This is a genomic window from Streptomyces sp. AC627_RSS907 (assembly GCF_019049165.1).
Genome location: NZ_JAGMUE010000070.1, coordinates 1 through 16,084, shown reverse-complemented (window position 1 = coordinate 16,084; position 16,084 = coordinate 1). Strand labels below are relative to the sequence as shown.

Below are 16,084 nucleotides of genomic sequence, written 5' to 3'. Positions count from 1 at the left end.
AGGAGAACGGCCTGCGCGCACGGGCGCGTTGTCAGTGGCGGCGCGTAGGCTCCGCAGGAGTGGGAACGGCAGCCGTCGGCGCACGGGCGGACACACATGCACGGGGGAGACGATGCACGCGGTGATGCACGCGGTCACGAGCGGGACGACGAGCACGCACGGTCCGGCGGCGCCGGACGTCCCGGGGGTGCCGTCGCTGGTGACGTGGGTCCGCCTCGCGACGTCGGTGGAGGACCCGTCGTGGACGCGCGGCGCCGCCCGGTGGGCGCAGGGGGGCTGTGACAGGCCGTCGCTGTGGAACACCTCCGCCCTGATGAGCTGCCTGCTCCTGGCGGCGGGCCGCACGGCGCCGAGACCTTTCCCGGACCTGCCGGCGCGCTTCCTGGACCGTGAGTTCGGCCGCAGCCGGGTGACGCGGTTCGAGGACGTCGACTTCCCGGGGACCCTTCGCCACGAACCCACCCGCCGTTTCCTGCGGCAGACGGGCCTGCCCGAGGACGCCCATCCCTTCCGGCTGGACCGGGACACGGACGACCTGCCGCTGCCGACGCTGACCGAGTACTGCGACGAGTTCCCCGGGCACCGGGCCCCCGACCGCGCGGCTCACCTCATACGCCTGGGCCGGCTGACGGGCGGGGACCACGTGGTCGTCGACGGCACGACGGGCGCCGTCCTGACCTGGCGGGCGCCCGACGGCACCCTCCGCCCCCTGACGTCGGACGTCTCGGCCCTCGCCCTCACCCTCTGGGCGCTGCGCCGCGCGACACTGCTGGAGGCCGTGGCGGGGATCGAACCCGCGTAACTCCCCGCGAGCGGAGCTCGCTGACGGACGCAGTGCGGGCGAGCCCCTCACGCCGTTCACGTACGCCCGGCCGCGCCGGTGGTCGTACGACCAAGGTCCCGGTCCGTGACCGCCTCCCGACAGGGGTCACCGTGAGCTGCGGCCCTTACTCTGGCGACCATGACCGTCCCTGAACCGCGCGACACCGATGTCGCCGACACCGTCGTCCCCGACACCGTCGTCCCCGACTCCGACTCCGGATCCGACCGCACCGCGCCCGCCGACGCGACCGTGCTGAGCCGCGGCTACCGGGCGCTGAGCATCGGCATCGTCTCCGTCGTCGTACTGATCGCCTTCGAGGCGACGGCGGTCGGCACCGCGATGCCGGTGGCGGCGCGGGAGCTGGACGGGGTGTCGCTGTACGCGTTCGCGTTCTCCGGGTACTTCACGACGAGCCTGTTCGGGATGGTGCTCTCCGGCCAGTGGTCGGACCGGCGGGGCCCGTTGACGCCGCTGACCGGCGGGATCGCCGCCTTCGCGGTCGGACTGGTGCTGTCCGGGACGGCCGGCGCGATGTGGCTGTTCATCCTCGGGCGGGCCGTGCAGGGGCTCGGCGGCGGCCTGGTGATCGTCGCGCTGTACGTCGTCGTCGGGCGGGCCTACCCGGAGCGGCTGCGGCCCGCGATCATGGCGGCGTTCGCCGCGGGCTGGGTCGTCCCCTCCGTCGTCGGCCCGCTCGCCTCCGGAGCGGTGACCGAACACCTCGGCTGGCGCTGGGTGTTCGTCGGCATCCCGGTGCTGGTGGTGTTCCCGCTGGCCCTCGCGCTCCCGCAGATACGCAGCCGCGCCGCCGGGCCGGTGGGCGGGGCGGACGCGCCCGCGTCCTTCGACCGCCGCCGCATCCGCCTCGCCCTCGCCATCTCGCTGGGCGCCGGCCTGCTCCAGTACGCCGCCCAGGACCTGCGCTGGGTCTCCCTGCTGCCCGGCGCGGTGGGCGTGGCGCTGCTCGTCCCGGCCGTCCTCGGGCTGCTGCCGCCCGGCACCTACCGGGCGGCGCGAGGCCTGCCGTCCGTGGTCCTGCTGCGCGGTGTCGCCGCGGGCTCCTTCGTCGCCGCCGAGTCCTTCGTGCCCCTGATGCTGGTCACCCAGCGGGGGCTCAGCCCCACGATGGCCGGCTTCTCGCTGGCCGCGGGCGGGGCGACCTGGGCCCTGGGCTCGTGGGTGCAGTCCCGGCCGCGCCTGGAAGCGCACCGTGAGCGTCTGATGACCCTCGGCATGGCCCTGGTCGCGGCGGCCATCGTCACGGCGCCCAGTGTGCTGATCGACGCCGTGCCCGCCTGGACGGTGGCCGTCGCCTGGGGCTTCGGCTGCTTCGGGATGGGCCTGGTGATCTCCTCCACCAGTGTGCTCCTGCTCAAGCTCTCCGCCCCCGAGGAGGCCGGCACCAACTCCGCCGCCCTCCAGATCTCCGACGGCCTCTCCAACGTGATCCTGCTCTCCGCCGGCGGAGCCGCCTTCGCCGCCCTCGGCGGCGGCACGGTCAGTCACGCGGCCACGGAGGCCTCCGGCTCCCACCCGGCGGCCTTCGCGGCGGTGTTCCTGCCCATGGCGGCGGTGGCGCTGGTGGGCGCGTGGGTCGCGACCCGGGTGCGTGAGCGGTGAGCGGCGAGGCGGCCCGGCCGCGGTGATCGCGGGGCGGTCCCGGCGGCTGTGACGTCCGTCCCACCCGGGGGCGACCCGCCCAGGTGCGGGCGTCGGCCGCGTCGGGGCGCCGGTAGGGTGGCCCGGTTGTCATACGTGGCCGAGCCGTTCTACCCCCTTCGGAGACCGTGACTACCACCGCCAGCTCCAGCACCTCGCACCACCTCTCCCCGGCCTTCCCCGGCCGCGCCCCGTGGGGCACCGCCAGCAAGCTGCGGGCCTGGCAGCAGGGGGCGATGGAGAAGTACCTCCAGGAGCAGCCCCGGGACTTCCTGGCGGTCGCCACCCCCGGCGCCGGCAAGACCACGTTCGCGCTGACGCTGGCGTCCTGGCTGCTGCACCACCACGTCGTGCAGCAGGTGACCGTGGTCGCGCCGACCGAGCACCTGAAGAAGCAGTGGGCGGAGGCCGCGGCGCGGATCGGGATCAAGCTGGACCCCGAGTACAGCGCCGGGCCCCTCAGCCGGGAGTACCAGGGCATCGCCGTCACCTACGCGGGCGTCGGCGTGCGCCCCATGCTGCACCGCAACCGCGTCGAGCAGCGCAAGACCCTCGTCATCCTCGACGAGATCCACCACGCCGGTGACTCCAAGTCCTGGGGCGAGGCCTGCCTGGAGGCGTTCGAGCCGGCCACGCGGCGCCTCGCGCTGACCGGTACGCCCTTCCGGTCCGACACCAACCCGATCCCCTTCGTCACGTACGAGGAGGGCAACGACGGCATCCGCCGCTCCGCCGCCGACTACACCTACGGCTACGGCTCCGCGCTCGCCGACGGCGTCGTCCGCCCCGTCATCTTCATGAGCTACAGCGGCAACATGCGCTGGCGCACCAAGGCCGGCGACGAGATCGCCGCCCGGCTCGGCGAGCCCATGACCAAGGACGCCGTCAGCCAGGCCTGGCGCACCGCGCTGGACCCGCGCGGCGAGTGGATGCCCGCCGTGCTGCGCGCCGCCGACCAGCGGCTCACCGAGGTCAGGAAGGCCATCCCGGACGCCGGCGCCCTCGTCATCGCCGCCGACCAGGACTCCGCCCGCGCCTACGCCAAGCTGATCCGCGAGATCACCGGCACCAAGGCCACCGTCGTGCTCTCCGACGACACCGGCGCGTCGAAGAACATCGACGACTTCAGCGCGGGCACCGACCGGTGGATGGTCGCCGTCCGCATGGTGTCCGAGGGCGTCGACGTGCCCCGCCTCGCGGTCGGCGTGTACGCCACGACGATCTCGACGCCGTTGTTCTTCGCCCAGGCCGTCGGACGCTTCGTCCGGTCGAGGCGGCGCGGCGAGACCGCCTCCGTGTTCTTGCCGACCGTGCCCGACCTGCTCACCTTCGCCAACGAGATGGAGCGCGAGCGCGACCACGTCCTCGACAGGCCCAAGAAGGAGGGCGAGGAGGACCCGTACGCCGAGTCCGAGAAGGAGATGGACGAGGCGAACCGGGAGCAGGACGAGGACACCGGCGAGCAGGACATGCTGCCCTTCGAGGCGCTGGAGTCCGACGCCGTCTTCGACCGGGTCATGTACAACGGCGCCGAGTTCGGCATGCAGGCCCACCCGGGGAGCGAGGAGGAGCAGGACTACCTCGGCATTCCGGGGCTGTTGGAGCCCGACCAGGTGCAACTCCTGCTCCAGAAGCGGCAGGCCCGGCAGATCGCGCACAGCCGCAGGAAGCCGGACGACGAGGCCGACCTGCTCGAACTGCCCGCCGAGCGGCGCCCGGTCGTCTCCCACAAGGAGCTGATGGAGCTGCGCAAGCAGCTCAACACCATGGTCGGCGCCTACGTCCACCAGAGCGGCAAGCCGCACGGCGTGATCCACACCGAGCTGCGCCGCGTGTGCGGCGGCCCGCCCAGCGCCGAGGCCACCGCGGGGCAGTTGCGCCAGCGCATCGCCAAGGTGCAGGAGTGGGCGACGCGGATGAAGTGACGCCCGGGGACCGAGGTCACCCCGCGAGCGCTGTACGTATCCGGACAAACACAGGTAGTCCCTACCGGTCGCCGCCCGGATTCTGGACGGAGCCTTCCGCTGAGCGAACCTGGTCGCTACTGTCCCGCTACGCACGCCCCGTGGCAGCGCTGCCGCGGAGCGCAGCCGTGAAGCGACTGGGCCCGGGCAGAAGGCCGGGCCGTCAGCCGATCGGCGGCCTCTGAAGCGCGTCATTGACGGGACTCGGTGACGCAACCGCCGCGAGGGGGCCGCCGACCTCACCACTAAGGAGTGGGCGTCGTGACCGCGGAGACCTCTCAGACGCTCGATCGGGGACTGCGGGTCCTCAAACTGCTGGCCGATACGGACCACGGGCTGACCGTCACCGAGCTATCCCACAAACTGGGCGTGAACCGCACTGTCGTGTACCGGTTGCTCGCCACGCTGGAACAGCACGCACTGGTACGCCGGGACCTGGGCGGACGCGCCCGGGTCGGACTCGGGGTGCTCGGACTGGGCCGCCAGGTGCACCCGTTGGTGCGCGAGGCGGCGATGCCCGCGCTGCGGTCGCTGGCCGAGGACATCGGAGCGACGGCCCACCTGACGCTGGTGGACGGGGCGGAGGCGTTGGCCGTGGCCGTCGTCGAACCGACCTGGACGGACTACCACGTGGCTTACCGGGCGGGGTTCCGGCATCCGCTGGAGCGGGGGGCCGCGGGGAAGGCGATCCTCTCCGCCCGGCGGTCGCTGCCCGTCGGCGGCGGCGAGGAGGGCGGGCCCGGATACACCCTGACCCACGGCGAGTTGGAGGCCGGGGCCTGCGGGGCGGCCGCGCCGCTGCTCGGGGTGACGGGGGTGGAGGGCAGCGTCGGGGTGGTGATGCTGGCCGACGTGGTGCCGGAGCGGGTGGGGGCGCGGGTGATGGACGCGGCGCGGGAGGTGGCGGAGGCGTTGCGGTGAGCGGGCGTGTGTGACGCGCCGTGCGGCGGCGCGGGCCCGGCGCCGCGGGGTGCCGCTGCGCCCACCGTGCCGCCCCGGGGTACTCCTCAGGCCGTTCAGGCACGGGGGAGGCACCACTGACCGCAGCCACGGCGGCGCGGCTGCCGGCCACGGCCCGGGGTGGCTGCTGCCCGCGGCCCGGGGCGGCAGGTGACTGTCCGCGGGCGGGGTGGCGGTGCTGCCCTGCCCGGGCGCGGTGCCGCCCCGCCCGGGCGCGGTGCCGCTCGCGCTGGAACGCGGTACTGCCCGTAGCCGGGGCGGCAGCGGCCTCGCGTTAGATTGGCCTCGTGCTCTCTCGTCTCACGCGCCCCCAGTTCCTCGCAGTCTGCGGCCTGCCCGTCGTGGCGTTGCTCGCCACCGCGGTGTTCGCGCCGTTGCCGTTCTCCGTGGCGCGGCCCGGGCTGACGGCCGACGTGCTCGGGAGCCACCGGGGCGCGCCGGTGATCACGGTCAAGGGGGCGCCGACCCACGCCACGAGCGGGCAGCTGCGGATGACCGCGATCGAGGCGACCGGCCCGGAGGCGGACATCCGCCTCGGTGACGTGCTCGACAACTGGTTCGACACCGAGCGGGCGGTGATGCCGCGCGACGCCGTCTACCCGAGCGGCGACGACCTCAAGGAGATCGAGAAGCACAACGAGGAGCAGATGAAGGAGTCCCAGGACTCGGCGATCACGGCCGCGCTGGGCTACCTGCACCTCAAGGACTCGGACGTCGACGTCACCCTGCGCCTGAAGCGTGTCGGCGGCCCCAGCGCCGGTCTGCTGTTCTCCCTCGGCATCATCGACAAGCTGGGCCCCGACGACCTCACCGGCGGCCGGGTCATCGCCGGTACCGGCACGATCACCGCCGACGGCGAGGTCGGTGCCGTGGGCGGCGTGCCGTTGAAGACGCAGTCCGCCCGGCGGGACGGGGCCACCGTCTTCCTGGTGCCGAAGGCGGAGTGCTCACAGGCTCAGGCCCAGCTGCCGAAGGGGCTCAGACTGATCCCGGTCACCACCCTGAAGGGCGCGGTCGCGTCGCTCCGGGCGCTGGAGTCGGGCAAGGGCGAGGTCCCCGCCTGCTGAGTGCCGCTCAGCCCTCCTTCACGAAGCCCTTCTCCACCATCCAGTCCAGCGCCACCTGGTGCGGGTCCTCCCCGTCCACGTCGACCTTCGCGTTCAGCGTCCGCGCGACATCGTTGGTCAGCGCCTTGGTGACCGGGGCGAGGAGGGGGGCGATCGCCGGCCACTTCTTCAGGGTGGCCGTGCGGACCATGGGCGCCGCGTTGTAGTTCGGGAAGAACGTCCGGTCGTCCTCCATCACCACCAGGTCCATGGACTTGATCCGCCCGTCGGTGGTGTAGACCTCGCCGTACGTGCAGGCGCCCTTCGCGGTCTGGGTGTAGATGATGCCGGTGTCCATCTGCGTGATGTTCCGGGCCGGGACGTTCGTCCCGTACGCCTTCTGCAGCCCCGGCAGCCCGTCCGCGCGGTTGGCGAACTCGCCCTCCACGCACAGCGTCACCGCGCCGGGGTCCTTCTTCGCCAGCTCGGCCACCTCGGACATGGTCGACGTGCCGTACCTGCTGTGGTTGGCCTGGTTCGTCGCCAGCGCGTAGGTGTTGTTCATCGACGCCGGCGGCAGCCAGGTCAGCCCCTTCCTCGCATCGGCCGCGCGCACCGCCTCCCACTGCTGCCGCGGGTCGGGGATCGGCCGGCTGTTGCCCAGGTACGTGATCCAGGCGGTGCCCGTGTACTCGTACGTGGCGTCCGCGTCGCCGTTCTCGACCGCCGCGCGGGTGCCGACGGAGCCCTGGATGCCGGTGCGGTCGAGCACCTCGGCGCCGGCCGCCTCGAAGGCGATGCCCATGATCGCGCCGAGGATCAGCTGCTCGGTGAACTGCTTGGAGGTGACGGTGAGATCGGCGCCCTCCAACGGCCGGCCCTTCCCGATCGAGCCGGGCTCGACGTCGTCGACCATGGGGGAGCCGCTGGTCAGACCGCAGCCGGCGAGCACCACCAGGACCGAGGCGGCCGCCGGCAGACACGTACGCCGTCTCATGTCGCCGCTCCCAGACCGCGCGGGCGCAGCAGCAGCTCGGCGAGCGAGGCCAGCCAGTCCACCAGCAGCGCGAGGGCGACGGTGAGGATCGAGCCGAGCACCAGCACCGGCATGCGCTGACTGGTGATGCCGGTGGTGATCAGCACGCCCAGGCCGCCGCCCCCGCCGAAGGTCGCCAGGGCCGCCGTCCCGACGTTCAGCACCAGGGCCGTGCGCACGCCGGCCAGGATCAGCGGGACGGCCAGCGGCAGCTCCACGCGCGTGAGCACGCCCAGCGGGGACATGCCGATGCCGCGGGCCGCCTCCAGCAGCGTCGGGTCGTTCGCCTTGAGGCCGGCGATGGTGTTGGAGAGCACCGGCAGGATGGCGTAGACGATGATGCCGATCAGGGCGGACCTGCGGCCGATGCCCAGCCAGATCACCAGCAGCGCCAGCAGGCCGATCGCCGGGGTGGCCTGCCCGATGTTGGCGAGGGCCATCGCCACCGGCGTGACCTTCCGGAACATCCGGCGGGTGAGCAGGACGCCCAGCGGGATGGCGATGATCAGCACGAAGAAGGTGGAGATCACCGTGAGCTGCACGTGCTGCCACAGGGCCTTGGAGACCTGGCCGTGGGACAGGGCGTTCTCGCTCAGCGTGTCCAGATCGGCCTGCCGGAACCACAGCCAGGTCGCCAGCAGTACGGCGACCAGGACCGCGGGCAGGAAGGTCAGCTTCTGCCAGGTGACCCGCCGCCTGGTGGCGGCCGGGGACGGCGGGGGAGCCTCCTGCTCCTCGTCGTCGTCGTGGACGAGCCCGTTGTCGTGGTCGCCGTCGGGCCGCCGGCCGGAAGCGGTGCTCACGCCTTCGCCTCCCCTCCGAAGCCTCCGGTGCCTCCCGGGCCTCCGAGGCCGCCGGGGCCCTTGCGGCCTTCGGGGTCCTCGAAGTCCGCGGTGCCCTCCTGCTCGGAGTGCGTCTGGCCGGCCCGGGCCTCCTCCAGGTCGTGCCGGTGCTCCAGCGCGTCCAGCCGGTCGGCCTCCAGCAGTTCGTGCACGGAGTTCATCAGCGTCTCCATGTCGACGACGCCCTCGTACTCCCCGCGCCGCCCGGTGACCGCGACCCGTCCCGTGTTGTCGGTCAGCACCGCCTCCAGCGCGTCCCGCAGCGTCGCGTCCCTGGTCACCGTGTCGTGCACCAGCGTCCCGGCCCGCGCCAGCGAACCCCTGGCCCGCATCAGGTCGCCGCGCCGGAGCCACTTGTAGGGCCGGCCGCGCCGGTCGAGGAGCAGGATCTCGTTGGTGCCGGCCTCCCGCAGCCGGTCGAAGATGTGCTGGAGCGGGTCCTCCACGGTCACCGTCGGGTAGTCGGTGATCCCCACGTCCCGGACGCGGGTCAGGTTCAGCCGCTTCAGGGCCGCCCCGGCGCCCACGAAGCCGGAGACGAAGTCGTCCGCCGGGTTGGTGAGGATGGCCTCCGGGGTGTCGAACTGCGCGATGTGGGACCGTTCGCGCAGCACGGCGATCCGGTCGCCCAGCTTGATCGCCTCGTCGAAGTCGTGGGTGACGAAGACGATCGTCTTGTGGAGTTCGCGCTGGAGCCGGATCAGCTCGTCCTGGAGGTGGTCCCGGGTGATCGGGTCGACCGCGCCGAACGGCTCGTCCATCAGCAGCACCGGCGGATCGGCCGCCAGCGCCCGCGCCACGCCCACCCGCTGCTGCTGGCCGCCGGAGAGCTGACGCGGATAGCGGCCGTGGAACTCCGCGGCGTCCAGCCCGACCAGGTCGAGCATCTCCTCGACGCGCGAGCGGATCCGGGACTTCGACCAGCCGATCATCTTCGGTACGAGCGCGATGTTCTGGGCGACCGTCATGTGCGGGAAGAGGCCGGAGGCCTGGATCGCGTAGCCGACCTTGCGGCGCAGCTTCACCGGGTCGATGTCGGTGACGTCCTCGCCGCCGATGCGGATGCGGCCGCTGCTGGGCTCGATCAGCCGGTTGATCATCTTCAGGGTGGTGGACTTCCCGCAGCCGGAGGGGCCGACGAAGATGACCGTCTCGCCCGCCCTGATCTCCATGGACACGTTGTCGACGGCCGGCTGCGGGGTGCCGGGATAGCGCTTGGTGAGGGAATCCAGCTCGATGGCCGCCCCGGTGGCGGCGCTGTCACCGTTCGCGCGAGCGGGCTCGGTCGTCTCAGGCACGGATCCCCCTCGGAATGGTCAGCCGCCCGAGCAGGACGTAGGCGGCGTCGAACAGCAACGCCAGGACGATGATCCCGAGCGTGCCCGCGAGGACCTGGTTGAGCGCGTTCTTGCTGCCCAGCGAGGCGATCCCGCGGAAGATCTCGTTGCCGAGGCCCGGGCCGGAGGCGTAGGCGGCGATCGCGGCGATGCCCATCAGCATCTGCGTCGACACCCGGATCCCGGTGAGGATCGGCGGCCAGGCCAGCGGCAGCTCCACCTTCAGCAGCCGGGCCGGACGCGACATCCCGATGCCCGTGGCCGCGTCCACCAGCGCCGGGTCCACGCCGCGCAGACCGACGATCGCGTTGCGCACGATCGGCAGCAGCCCGTACAGGGTCAGCGCGGTCACCGTCGGCGGCACGCCCAGGCCCACGATCGGGATGAGCAGGCCGATCATGGCCAGCGACGGGATGGTCAGGACGGTCGACGTGGTCAGGGTCGCCAGGTTCCCGGCCCACTCGCTGCGGTAGGTGACCACGCCGATCAGCACCCCGAGCAGCGTCGCCACGACCATGCACTGGAAGACCGCGCTGGCGTGCTGGTAGGCGTCGGTGAGCAGCTGCTGGTGGCGGCTGCCCAGGAACTCCCAGAAGTTCACCGCCGCTCACCTCCGGTCCGCCGGTCTCAGTCGCTGCCGCCCTGGTCGCGGGCCGCCTGCTCCACCAGCGGGATGATCCGCAGCGGAACGGGGTTCTCCATGACGATCGCCGTGGCGGCCCGCACGATGCCATCAAAACCGACAACCCGGTCGATCACCCGTTGGAGATCCGCGTTCGAGCGGGCCACCAGCCGGCACAGCATGTCCCCGGTGCCCGTCGTGGTGTGCAGCTCCAGCACCTCCGGCACGGTCGCCAAGTGCGCCCGTACGTCCGCCCCTTGGCCCTGCCGGATCTCCAGCGTCGCGAACGCGGTCACCGGGTAGCCGAGCGCCGCCGGGTCCACCTGAGGACCGAAGCCGCGGATGACTCCGTTCGACTGAAGGCGGTCGAGCCGCGCCTGCACGGTGCCGCGCGCCACTCCCAGCCGCCGGGACATCTCCAGCACCCCGATCCGCGGCTCCCGGGCCAGCAGGCCGATGATCCGCCCGTCCAGTCGGTCGATCCCCATCCCCGCACCCTCCCGGCTGGTCATCCTGTACACATCGCCCGGCCCCACCGGCGTATCACTGGTCAGGTTGCCCAGCGAATGCGCGAACTATTGCGCACCTTGCGGACCCGGGAGACCCTGCGGCTATGACGCAGACCACACACCACACTCCCGACACCGCCCGGCAGGCCGACCCCTTCCCGGTCAAGGGAATGGACGCGGTCGTCTTCGCCGTGGGCAACGCCAAACAGGCCGCGCACTACTACTCCACCGCCTTCGGCATGAAGCTGGTCGCCTACGCGGGACCCGAGAACGGCAGCCGCGAGACCGCGAGCTACGTCCTGGAGAACGGCTCCGCCCGTTTCGTCCTCACCTCCGTCATCAAGCCCGCCACCGACTGGGGCCGCTTCCTCGCCCAGCACGTGGCCGAGCACGGCGACGGCGTCGTCGACCTCGCCATCGAGGTCCCGGACGCGCGCGCCGCCCACGCCTACGCCGTCGAGCACGGCGCCCGCTCGCTCGCGGAGCCCCACGAGGTCAAGGACGAGCACGGCACCGTCGTCCTCGCCGCCATCGCCACCTATGGCGAGACCCGCCACACCCTCGTCGAGCGCACCGGCTACGACGGCCCCTACCTGCCCGGCTACGCCGCCGCCGACCCGATCGTCGAGCCGCCCGCGCAGCGCACCTTCCAGGCCGTCGACCACTGCGTCGGCAACGTCGAGCTCGGCCGGATGAACGAGTGGGTCGGCTTCTACAACAAGGTCATGGGCTTCACGAACATGAAGGAGTTCGTGGGCGACGACATCGCCACCGAGTACAGCGCGCTGATGTCCAAGGTGGTCGCCGACGGCACCCTCAAGGTCAAGTTCCCGATCAACGAGCCCGCCGTCGCCAAGAAGAAGTCGCAGATCGACGAGTACCTGGAGTTCTACGGCGGCGCCGGCGTGCAGCACATCGCGCTGAACACCAACGACATCGTGCAGACCGTGCGCACGATGAAGGCGTCAGGCGTCCAGTTCCTGGACACGCCCGACTCGTACTACGACACGCTCGGCGAGTGGGCGGGCGAGACCCGCGTCCCCGTCGAGACCCTGCGCGAGCTGAAGATCCTCGTCGACCGCGACGAGGACGGCTACCTGCTGCAGATCTTCACCAAGCCGGTCCAGGACCGCCCGACCGTCTTCTTCGAGCTCATCGAACGGCACGGCTCGATGGGCTTCGGAAAGGGCAACTTCAAGGCCCTGTTCGAGGCGATCGAGCGCGAGCAGGCCAAGCGCGGCAACCTCTGACCGTCCGCGGCCGGCCACCGGGGCGGGCCCTGCCCGCAGGACTCGCCCCGCTCCCCTCCCGGTCAGGGCCCCGGCGACCACCCGGGGCTCGCGCCGGGTGCCGCCGACGGGTTCACACCGGTCGGCCCCGGGTGCGAACCTGTGATCCATGAGCCGTATCGAAGCGCCTCGTGACGAGGACGACGCAGCCCTCGGGGCCGGCGCGGCCACGGCGGTCCCCGGCACCCTCGTCGACCGGCTGCTCGCCGGACTGCCCGCCGGGGCCGTCCTCACCGACCCCGACGTCACGGCCTCCTACGCCAACGACATGGCGAGCTTCTGCCCGGCGGGCGCCCCCGCGGTGGTCGTCCTGCCGCGCACCGTGGAGCACGTCCAGCACGTCATGCGCACCGCCACCGAGCTGCGCGTCCCGGTCGTCCCGCAGGGCGCCCGCACCGGCCTGTCCGGCGCGGCCAACGCCACCGACGGCTGCGTCGTGCTGTCCCTGACCAGGATGGACCGCATCCTGGAGATCAACCCGGTCGACCGCGTCGCCGTCGTCGAACCGGGCGTCGTCAACGCCACGCTGTCGCGCGCGGTCGGCGAGCACGGGCTGTACTACCCGCCCGACCCCTCCAGCTGGGAGACGTGCACGATCGGCGGCAACATCGGCACCGCCTCCGGCGGCCTGTGCTGCGTCAAGTACGGGGTGACCGCCGAGTACGTCCTCGGCCTGGACGTCGTCCTCGCCGACGGCCGCCTGATGACCACCGGCCGCCGCACCGCCAAGGGCGTCGCCGGGTACGACCTCACCCGCCTGTTCGTCGGCTCCGAGGGCTCCCTCGGCATCGTCGTACGGGCCGTCCTCGCCCTGCGCCCGAAGCCGCCCGGGCAACTGGTGCTGGCCGCCGAGTTCGCCTCCGCGTCCGCCGCCTGCGACGCGATCTGCCGGATCATGGAGGGCGGGCACGTGCCGTCCCTCCTGGAGCTGATGGACCGCACGACGGTCAAGGCCGTGAACGACCTCGCCCACATGGGCCTGCCGGAGACCACCGAGGCCCTTCTGCTCGCCGCCTTCGACACCGCGGACCCCGCCGCCGACCTCGCCGCCGTCGGCGCGCTGTGCGAGGCCGCGGGCGCCACACAGGTGGTCCCCGCCGACGACGCGGCCGAGTCCGAACTCCTCCTCCAGGCGCGGCGCCTGTCGCTCACCGCGCTGGAGGCCGTCAAGGGCACGACGATGATCGACGACGTGTGCGTGCCCCGGTCCCGGCTCGGCGACATGCTGGAGGGCATCGAGCGCGTCGCGGCGAAGTACGGCCTCACTATCGGGGTCTGCGCCCACGCGGGCGACGGCAACACCCACCCCACCGTCTGCTTCGACGCGGCGGACCCCGACGAGTCCCGGCGGGCCCGCGAGTCCTTCGACGAGATCATGGCCCTCGGCCTGGAACTCGGCGGCACCATCACCGGCGAGCACGGCGTGGGCGTGCTGAAGAAGGAGTGGCTGGCGCGCGAGATCGGACCGGTGGGACTGGAGATGCAGCGGGCCGTCAAGCAGGTCTTCGACCCGCTGGGCATCCTCAACCCGGGCAAGCTCTTCTGACCCGCTCCGCTCCGCGCCCCTCACCGGGCGAGCAGCTCGGCCAGACCGTCGTCGATGCCGAGACGCCCGCCCTCCGTCCCCGGCGGCACCGCTCGCAGGCTCCGCTCCAGCCAGGCCGACACCTGTGCCGTCGGCGCCTCCAGGAGGGCGTCGCCGTCCGGGCTGCTCAGCGCCATCAGGACCACACCGCGGCCCGCCGCCTTCGACGGCCACACCCGCACGTCCCCGTCCCCGCACGGCCGGAACACGCCCTCCACCAGCAGGTCGCGGGCGAACGTCCAGTGCACCGGCTGGAAGGAGTTGATGTGGAAGATGACGTGGACGGCGTAGGGGTCGTCGCTGTGGTAGCCGAGCAGGGCCGGCACGGGGACGGCGTGCTCGGGGGACAGGATGAGCCTCATCTCCAGCTCGCGCTCCACGACGGTGGGGTGCATGGCGGGTGTCCTCTCTCGTACGGATGACGTACGGGTCCGTCCGGCCCGCCGGACGCGGGCCCGCACGAGGGAGAGCGGCGGGGGCCGCCGGCGTTACGCGGGTTCGCGGAACTTTTTCTCCCCGGCTCCGTCCCGGGTGTGAAGGTCTGTGCACGAGGGGGCCCGAAAGGGGCGGGTCCGGCGGGACCGGCGGTGCGGATTGCGCCCGTCTGGTAGATGTTGAGGCCCCCTTATCAACCCCCGAGCAGATACGGGACGACGGACATGAGCGCCCCAACCCCGGCCCCCGGCGACGACAGGCCCCGCGAAGGGTATTACCCGGACCCATCCATTCCTGGATACGTCCGGTACTGGAACGGCGCATCCTGGATGCCGGGCACGAGCAGGCCCGCACCCAAGGACGGCGAGCCGCTCGCGCCGCCGCCCGGCGCGCGGGCCTCCGTGGAGGAGACCGGTCCGCACTTCTTCGACGAGGACCCGGTCGAGGAGCCGCCGCACGCCGCCGCGTCCCCGCACGCCGGCCGGCCGGAGGCCGCCTCGTCCTGGGGCGCCGACCGCTCCCGCGAGCCCGGCTTCACCGACGACCCGAACCACCGTGTCGCCTGGCCGGACCCCGCCCAGGGCCCCGACCCGAGGGTCCCGCACGCGCGGGCGGCCGGGGGAGCGGCGGCCGTGACCGGCCCTGCCGAGGGCGGCACCGCCGACACCGGCCGCCCGGGGTCCGGAAGGGGATCCGCCGGTGAGGGGGCCGCGAATGATCCCCGGGCCGGGGCCGGGGGACCGAGTGGTGCCGGCCCCAGCGCCGGTGCCGGTGGAGCGTCCGGTGCGGGGACGGCCGGGGACGCTCCCGGCGGGCCCCGTGCCGCGTCGGCGGACGGCTCGGCGGGGACGGCGTCCGGCGACGCGGAGGCCGGGTCCGGCAACACCTTCGTCTTCCGGCGCCCGACGGAAGGGGCCCAGGGGGGCGCTCCGGCCTCGGACGGCACCGTCACCGACGACGGCACCCTCACCTTCCGCCCGGTCCCGCGCGCCGCCGGCCCGGACGCCGGGAAGGCCGTACAGGCCCCGGGGGCCGGTGCGCCGACCGCCCTCTCCGGCCCGCAGCAGCCGGGCGGCGTGAACGGCCCGGCCGTCCCCCACCAGGTCGCCGCCCCACAGCCGGCCGCCCCGCTCCCGGCCGCCCCGCCACCGGTCGCGCCACAGCCGTCCGTGCCACAGCCCTCCGTTCCACTGCCGGCCGCCTCGGCCCCGGTGACGGCCGGTCCCGGCGGCGGTCAGTCCTCCTGGGCACAGCAGGTGCACCGGCTCGCAGGCGGCGACGAGCAGCCCGTCGCGCCCTGGAAGCCGCCGGTCGAGGACGTGTTCCAGGCCGCCGCCCGGCGTCAGGCGGCGGCCCGCCCCGCCGGGCTCGGCAAGCGGCTGGCCGCGCGGCTGATCGACACCGTCGTCCTCGCCGGCGTCACCGCCGTGGCCGCCGTACCCCTCGGTGCCAAGGCGATCGACCACGTCAACGACAAGATCGACGAGGCCAAGCTCTCCGGCGAGACCGTCACGGTCTGGCTGCTCGACGCCACGACGGCCACGTACCTGGGCATCGTGCTGGCCGTCCTGCTGCTCTTCGGCGTGGTCTACGAGGCGCTGCCCACCGCCAAGTGGGGCCGCACCCTGGGCAAGAAGCTGCTGGGTCTCGAGGTACGGGACATCGAGGCCCACGAGCCCCCGTCCCTCGGCGCGTCCGTGCGCCGCTGGCTGGTCTACAGCGTCCCGGGTCTCCTGGCCGTCGGTGTCGTCGGTGTGGCGTGGTGTCTCTTCGACCGCCCGTGGCACCAGTGCTGGCACGACAAGGCGGCCCGTACGTTCGTGGCGCACTGACCGCCCGGACGCCGGGCGCGGTGCGGCCTCCCCGCGGGGAGGCGGCCACCGCCCGTCTCCCCCACGGGACCTGACGCCACGGCGGCCTCGCCGCCCGCCCACCCACGACCCCACAGAACCGTCCCACCCGACCGAACCCCCACCC

At 73.0% G+C, this 16,084-nt stretch carries 14 protein-coding genes and 1 tRNA gene; 8 read left to right on the top strand and 7 right to left on the bottom strand.

All coding sequences use genetic code 11. The features are described 5' to 3' along the window. Window positions 1–124: 124 nt before the first annotated feature. Entirely contained in the window at window positions 125–802 is a 678-nt protein-coding gene (locus KUM32_RS17350) for an SUKH-4 family immunity protein (RefSeq protein ID WP_217142837.1), read from the top strand. Here KUM32_RS17350 and KUM32_RS17345 read toward each other — a convergent pair. Then, a tRNA-OTHER gene (locus tag KUM32_RS17345) sits at window positions 771–869 on the bottom strand. The genes KUM32_RS17350 and KUM32_RS17345 overlap by 32 nt on opposite strands. Before the next feature lie 92 nt (window positions 870–961). Here KUM32_RS17345 and KUM32_RS17340 point away from each other — a divergent pair. The 4 genes from KUM32_RS17340 (at window position 962) to KUM32_RS17325 (ending at window position 6,473) form a co-directional block, all read left to right on the top strand. Next, complete coding sequence (locus KUM32_RS17340) at window positions 962–2,443, top strand: MFS transporter (RefSeq protein WP_217142817.1); 1,482 nt, start codon at window positions 962–964, stop codon at window positions 2,441–2,443. A gap of 167 nt (window positions 2,444–2,610) precedes the next feature. After that, complete coding sequence (locus tag KUM32_RS17335; protein WP_217142816.1) at window positions 2,611–4,407, top strand: DEAD/DEAH box helicase; 1,797 nt, start codon at window positions 2,611–2,613, stop codon at window positions 4,405–4,407. Between the two features lie 300 nt (window positions 4,408–4,707). Next, window positions 4,708–5,367 carry an IclR family transcriptional regulator gene (locus KUM32_RS17330; RefSeq protein WP_217142815.1) on the top strand — a complete coding sequence of 220 codons (660 nt, stop codon included), beginning with the start codon at window positions 4,708–4,710 and terminating at the stop codon, window positions 5,365–5,367. 326 nt (window positions 5,368–5,693) lie between these two features. Beyond that, on the top strand, window positions 5,694–6,473 hold the full coding sequence (locus tag KUM32_RS17325; RefSeq protein WP_217142814.1) for a S16 family serine protease: 780 nt from the start codon (window positions 5,694–5,696) through the stop codon (window positions 6,471–6,473). Window positions 6,474–6,480: 7 nt separating this feature from the next. Here the strand turns inward: KUM32_RS17325 and KUM32_RS17320 are convergent, their stop codons facing one another. From KUM32_RS17320 to KUM32_RS17300, 5 genes are read right to left on the bottom strand one after another with little or no spacing between them, the layout of a single operon-like run. Continuing rightward, complete coding sequence (locus tag KUM32_RS17320; RefSeq protein WP_217142813.1) at window positions 6,481–7,449, bottom strand: glycine betaine ABC transporter substrate-binding protein; 969 nt, start codon at window positions 7,447–7,449, stop codon at window positions 6,481–6,483. Next, complete coding sequence (locus tag KUM32_RS17315; protein ID WP_217142812.1) at window positions 7,446–8,291, bottom strand: ABC transporter permease; 846 nt, start codon at window positions 8,289–8,291, stop codon at window positions 7,446–7,448. The genes KUM32_RS17320 and KUM32_RS17315 overlap by 4 nt, the downstream gene beginning before the upstream one ends. Continuing rightward, window positions 8,288–9,628: a betaine/proline/choline family ABC transporter ATP-binding protein gene (locus KUM32_RS17310; protein WP_217142811.1), complete on the bottom strand. Its 1,341-nt coding sequence runs from the start codon at window positions 9,626–9,628 to the stop codon at window positions 8,288–8,290. The genes KUM32_RS17315 and KUM32_RS17310 overlap by 4 nt, the downstream gene beginning before the upstream one ends. Beyond that, a complete protein-coding gene (locus tag KUM32_RS17305) occupies window positions 9,621–10,268 on the bottom strand; it encodes an ABC transporter permease (RefSeq protein WP_217142810.1) in 648 nt (215 codons plus the stop codon). The genes KUM32_RS17310 and KUM32_RS17305 overlap by 8 nt, the downstream gene beginning before the upstream one ends. 26 nt (window positions 10,269–10,294) lie before the next feature. Beyond that, window positions 10,295–10,777 carry an Lrp/AsnC family transcriptional regulator gene (locus KUM32_RS17300; RefSeq protein WP_217142809.1) on the bottom strand — a complete coding sequence of 161 codons (483 nt, stop codon included), beginning with the start codon at window positions 10,775–10,777 and terminating at the stop codon, window positions 10,295–10,297. Between the two features lie 125 nt (window positions 10,778–10,902). Here KUM32_RS17300 and hppD point away from each other — a divergent pair, with 125 nt between their 5' ends. Further along, window positions 10,903–12,048: a 4-hydroxyphenylpyruvate dioxygenase gene (gene hppD / locus KUM32_RS17295; RefSeq protein WP_217142808.1), complete on the top strand. Its 1,146-nt coding sequence runs from the start codon at window positions 10,903–10,905 to the stop codon at window positions 12,046–12,048. Window positions 12,049–12,196: 148 nt separating this feature from the next. Continuing rightward, on the top strand, window positions 12,197–13,633 hold the full coding sequence (locus KUM32_RS17290) for an FAD-binding oxidoreductase (RefSeq protein WP_217142807.1): 1,437 nt from the start codon (window positions 12,197–12,199) through the stop codon (window positions 13,631–13,633). A 20-nt stretch (window positions 13,634–13,653) separates the two neighbouring features. On the opposite strand, the gene KUM32_RS17285 is transcribed toward KUM32_RS17290, so the two are convergent. Beyond that, the gene (locus tag KUM32_RS17285; protein WP_217142806.1) at window positions 13,654–14,067 is read right to left on the bottom strand and encodes an SsgA family sporulation/cell division regulator; all 414 of its coding nucleotides are present in this window, start codon (window positions 14,065–14,067) and stop codon (window positions 13,654–13,656) included. Window positions 14,068–14,331: 264 nt separating this feature from the next. Here KUM32_RS17285 and KUM32_RS17280 point away from each other — a divergent pair, with 264 nt between their 5' ends. Further along, window positions 14,332–15,939 (top strand): RDD family protein, encoded by a 1,608-nt coding sequence (locus tag KUM32_RS17280; protein ID WP_217142805.1) that lies wholly within the window; start codon window positions 14,332–14,334, stop codon window positions 15,937–15,939. The last annotated feature ends 145 nt before the right edge of the window (window positions 15,940–16,084 follow it).

Bases quoted from the DNA above. Each gene is read 5' to 3' on its own strand.
- KUM32_RS17350 (WP_217142837.1), top strand. From the start codon at position 125: ATGCACGCGGTCACGAGCGGGACGACGAGCACGCACGGTCCGGCGGCG.
- KUM32_RS17340 (WP_217142817.1), top strand. From the start codon at position 962: ATGACCGTCCCTGAACCGCGCGACACCGATGTCGCCGACACCGTCGTC.
- KUM32_RS17320 (WP_217142813.1), bottom strand. From the start codon at position 7,449: ATGAGACGGCGTACGTGTCTGCCGGCGGCCGCCTCGGTCCTGGTGGTG.
- KUM32_RS17300 (WP_217142809.1), bottom strand. From the start codon at position 10,777: ATGGGGATCGACCGACTGGACGGGCGGATCATCGGCCTGCTGGCCCGG.
- hppD (WP_217142808.1), top strand. From the start codon at position 10,903: ATGACGCAGACCACACACCACACTCCCGACACCGCCCGGCAGGCCGAC.
- KUM32_RS17290 (WP_217142807.1), top strand. From the start codon at position 12,197: ATGAGCCGTATCGAAGCGCCTCGTGACGAGGACGACGCAGCCCTCGGG.
- KUM32_RS17285 (WP_217142806.1), bottom strand. From the start codon at position 14,067: ATGCACCCCACCGTCGTGGAGCGCGAGCTGGAGATGAGGCTCATCCTG.
- KUM32_RS17280 (WP_217142805.1), top strand. From the start codon at position 14,332: ATGAGCGCCCCAACCCCGGCCCCCGGCGACGACAGGCCCCGCGAAGGG.